Below are 4,541 nucleotides of genomic sequence, written 5' to 3' on the forward strand. Positions count from 1 at the left end.
TCTCATGAGGGTGGATTACTTCACCGCCACCATCATCAGGGCGGGCAGGGCGAAGAAAAGGCCTGCCACATAACCCAGCGCCAGCAGCTTGTTCTCGCTGCCCACTCGGGCCAGCCCCTCGGCGGCCCGGATGGGCAACTCCCGCAGGAAGGGCACGCCATAGATGAGCACCACGGCTAACAGGTTAAACAGCACGTGCACCAGGGCGATGGTCAGCGCCAGCTTGGCGCCGGCGTCGCTGATGGCGGTGGCCGCCAGCAGTGCCGTGATGGTGGTGCCTATGTTGGCGCCCAGGGTGAAGGGGTAGAGCTGGCGGATGCTGAACATGCCGCTTCCCACCAGCGGTATGATCAGGCTGGTGGTGGTGGAGGAGGACTGCACCATGACGGTGACCAGGGTGCCGGAGGCGATGCCGGTCAGCGGGCCACGGCCCAGCGCTTTGTGCAGCAGATCCTTGGCACGCCCCACCAGCACTCGTTGCAGTACCTTACCGAGGTAGGTGACGCAGCCGAGGATCAGCAGTATGCCGATGATGATGGTGGCGATGGCGGCGCCCTTGCCCGGCAGGAAGGCGACCAGGCCGTCGATGAAGGTGAGGGCGGGGGAGATGAGGGGCTTCATGAAATCCATCCCTTTCATCGACATGTCGGCGGAGCCCACCAGCAGGGTGGCCAGGGCTTCGGCACTTTGTTGCAGCAGGCCGAACATCAGCTCCAGTGGCAAGAAGATGAACACCGCCAGCAGGTTGAAGAAGTCGTGGACGGTGGCGGCGGCGAAGGCGCGGCGAAACTCGGCCTTATCCCGGATATGGCCGATGGAAACGATGGTGTTGGTGATGGTGGTGCCGAGGTTGGCCCCCATCACCATGGGGATGGCCATGCCGATAGGCAGGCCACCCGCCACCAGACCGACGATCACCGAGGTGACAGTGCTGGAGGATTGCACCAGCGCCGTGGCCAGTATGCCAAGCAGCAGGGCGACGAAGGGGTTGCTGGCGAAGGCGAAGATCTGGGCCGCGCCCTCGGCGCCGCCGGAGAAGCTCTTGAAGCCGTGGGAGACGGCGCCAACGGCAACCAGAATGAGGTAGATCAGGGTGATCACAGCGAGCCAGTTGAACAGTGGGCCAGTACGACGGGTCTGCTGTTGTGCTAAAGATGGTGTGCTGTGCATGAAGCCTCTTGGGACAGTCTGCGTGAAAATGGACGGGCGCATTACACCAAGCCTCCATGACAGAAATATGACAAGGTGACACTTTTGTGATGGTTTGATGATGTGGCGGCAGGGAGCCGTTCGCGGGGGAAGAGGGCGCAGCTATGCCCATGACGGACGACAGGTGTCGGAGCCGGGGCCAAGTTTGGCCGGCTTGGCGGCCCATGGGATCAGGGTCTTGCGCCTGTCCGCTCGCTGCGGGGCATGGCAGGCCAGCGCTGGTTGGGTGCAAAACAAGAAGGGGAGCCATGGCTCCCCTTCTGTTTTTTTGCTGTGTGGCGCGGCCCCTTATTGGGAGTCGGCGGTCTCTTCGTACTGACGGAAGGGAATACGGAACACGGCGAGGCGCAGGAACAGGTAGGTGGCACCCAGACCGGCCCAGATCAGGCCCAACTCAAGGGAACTCTGCTCCAGGTTGATCCAGAGTGCACCGATAGTGGCGGCGCCGAGCAGCGGCAGCAGCAGGTAGACCAGGTGATCCTTGATGCACTTGTTGCGCTTCTCGCGTACCCAGAACTGGCCTATGACCGACAGGTTGACGAAGGTGAAGGCCACCAGGGCACCGAAGTTCACCAGCGCCAGCGCGGTATCCAGATCGAATGACACGGCGGAGAGTGCCAGGCAACCCACCAGCAAGACGTTGATGGCCGGAGTGCGGTATTTCTGGTGTATGTAGCCAAACACCCGCTCCGGGATCATGCGATCACGCCCCATCACGTAGAGGATGCGGGAGACACCGGCGTGCGCCGCCATGCCGGAGGCCAGCACCGCAACCGTGGTGCACACCAGCACCACGCTCTGGAAGAAGGCGCCGCCGACGTAGAGGGCGATCTCGGGCAGCACGGCATCGGGATCCTTGAATCGGGTCAGATCCGGGAAGTAGAGCTGCAGGCAGTAGGAGACCACCACGAAGATAACGCCGCCGATGAGGGCGGTCAGCACGATGGCGCGCGGGATCACCTTGCCGGCGTTCGGGGTCTCTTCACCGAGTGAGCTCAGACCGTCGAAGCCGAGGAAGGAGAAGCAGAGGATGGTGGCGCCGGTAAACAGCGGCACCATGCTGGCGGATTCGAAGTGGAACGGCCGGCTGCTCATCAGGGTTGCCGCGCCTTCGCCGTGATAGATGCCCCAGCCCATCAGACCGATGAAGAGGATGATGATGGCCAGCTGGATCACCACGATCAAGCCATTGAAGTTGGCCACCAGGTTGATGCCACGCAGGTTGAGGAAGGTCATCACAGTCACCAGACCGAAGATGAAGATCCAGGGATCAACCCCCGGGAACATGGCTGTGAGGTAAATCTTGGCCAAGAGGATGTTGATCATCGGCATGAACATGTAGTCGAGCAGGGAAGACCAGCCCACCATGAAACCGACGTAGGGGTTGAACACCTTCTGGGCATAGGTATAGGCAGAGCCCGCAGAGGGGAACTTGCGCACCAGATGGCCGTAGCTGAACGCGGTCAGCAGGATGCCGCCCAGTGCCAGCAGATAGGCGGTGGCGACCCGGCCATCGGTGATGTCACCGACGATGGCGAAGGTGTCGAACACGGCCATGGGGGTCAGATAGGCCAGGCCCATCACCACCACCTGCCACATGCTGAGGGTTTTCTTCAGGCGAACGGGTTGCTGCTGGCTCATTCAGGCTTCCTCCTTGCACGGGTGGCAGGAAGTGGAATGGCGTGAGGCCATGGGACCGGGTTCTCGCGTACTCACAACATCGGTATGCAAACCACAGACGTTGGTCGCGCGGCGACCAAAGCAGGTTCCGGTGGCGACCGGAGACAAAGCAAACAAGAGCCCCATGTTTTTTCCTCATTGCGGCATTAGGTTCATCGGAACCTTGATATCATTTCCGGAATGGTTCCGGCCTCGAGTGGTATTGATTTTTTTTCAAAATGAAAATAACCGATGTGGGATCACATCGGTTATGAAAGCGGCGGGATTTTGCCCCAGATGAGGGGGGAAGACAAGCCACTAAGGCCATTCCAGGCAAGAGAATTATCAATGACCTGGTTTATATCAATAAATGACGTCCAGTCCGGTGTGGGGAAGATGGACGCCAGCCCAGCAGTGGCAAGGTGTGCAGCTCAATAGGTCGGCAAGGATACGCGCCAGAAGGTGGTGCGCAAAAACAGATAAATTCCCCCTATGGCAGCCCAGATAAGGCCGAGGATAAGGGAGGTTTGTTCCAGATTGAACCAGAGAACCGCGACAGTCCCTGCCCCGCACAGGGGCAGCACCAGATATTGCAGGTGATCCTTAAGGGTTTTGTTGCGCCCCTGACGCACGTAATAGCAGGCGATCACCGACAGATTGACCACGGTAAAGGCCACCAGGGCGCCGAAGTTGATCAGGGCCAGGGCGATTTCCAGATCAAAGCTGATGGCCGACAGCGCCAGTATGCCCACCAGCAATATGTTGAACACCGGGGTTTGCCACTTGGGGTGGATGTAGCCGAAAGTGCGTTGGGGCAGCACCTTGTCCCGCCCCATCACGTAGAGGATGCGGGATACCCCGGCGTGGGAAGAGAGCCCCGACGCCAGCACGGCCACGCAGGCGCACACCAGCACCACGCTCTGGAACAGCTTGCCGCCCACATAGAGGGCGAGCTCTGGCAGCACGGCATCCGGCTCCTTGAAGCGGGAAGCATCCGGGAAGTAGAGCTGCAGGGCATAGGCCACCACCACGAAGATGAGGCCCCCCAGCAGCGCGGTCAGGAAGATGGCCTTGGGGATCACCTTGCCCGCCTCCGGCGTCTCTTCGCACAGGGCGCTCAGACTGTCAAAACCCAGGAAGGAGAAACAGAGGATGGTGGCGCCGGTCAGCAGCGGCAGCACCTCGGCGTTGGCGCTGTAGATGGGTTGCAGGCTGACGGCACCGACTCCTTCGCCCTGCGCTATGCCGTAGCCAATCAGGGTCAGGAACACCACTATGATGGCGATCTGGATCAGGATGATGATGCCATTGAGGTTGGCCACCAGATCGATGCCGCGCAGATTGATGAGGGTCATCAGGGCCGTCATGGCGCAGATGAAGATCCAGGGCTCGACGCCGGGAAACAGCGCGCTCAGGTAGATCTTGGCCAGCAGCATGTTGATCATTGGCAGGAAGACATAGTCCAGCAGGGACGACCAGCCCACCATGAAGCCCACCACGGGGGAGAACTCCTTCTGGGCATAGGTGTAGGCCGAGCCCGCCGAGGGGTAGTGGCGCACCATCTGGCTGTAGCTGGTGGCGGTAAAGAGCACGCCGACCAGGGCCAGCAGGTAGGCGGTGGTGACATGACCGTGGGTGATGTCGGTGACGATGCCGAAGGTATCGAACACCAC

General features: G+C 60.8%; 3 protein-coding genes. All 3 read right to left on the reverse strand.

Annotated features, from left to right (window positions below):
* Nucleotides 1-15: 15 nt before the first annotated feature.
* Nucleotides 16-1,170, reverse strand: coding sequence for a Na/Pi symporter (locus AAC083_RS15885; protein ID WP_108537101.1), 1,155 nt, complete (start codon nucleotides 1,168-1,170; stop codon nucleotides 16-18).
* A 327-nt stretch (nucleotides 1,171-1,497) separates the two neighbouring features.
* Nucleotides 1,498-2,850 (reverse strand): APC family permease, encoded by a 1,353-nt coding sequence (locus AAC083_RS15890; RefSeq protein ID WP_108537102.1) that lies wholly within the window; start codon nucleotides 2,848-2,850, stop codon nucleotides 1,498-1,500.
* A gap of 449 nt (nucleotides 2,851-3,299) precedes the next feature.
* Nucleotides 3,300-4,541: APC family permease (locus AAC083_RS15895; RefSeq protein ID WP_108537104.1), on the reverse strand; the 1,242-nt coding region annotated here is incomplete at its 5' end.

This window comes from Aeromonas sp. HMWF014 (assembly GCF_963878295.1).
In the GTDB taxonomy this organism is placed as follows: domain Bacteria; phylum Pseudomonadota; class Gammaproteobacteria; order Enterobacterales; family Aeromonadaceae; genus Aeromonas; species Aeromonas popoffii.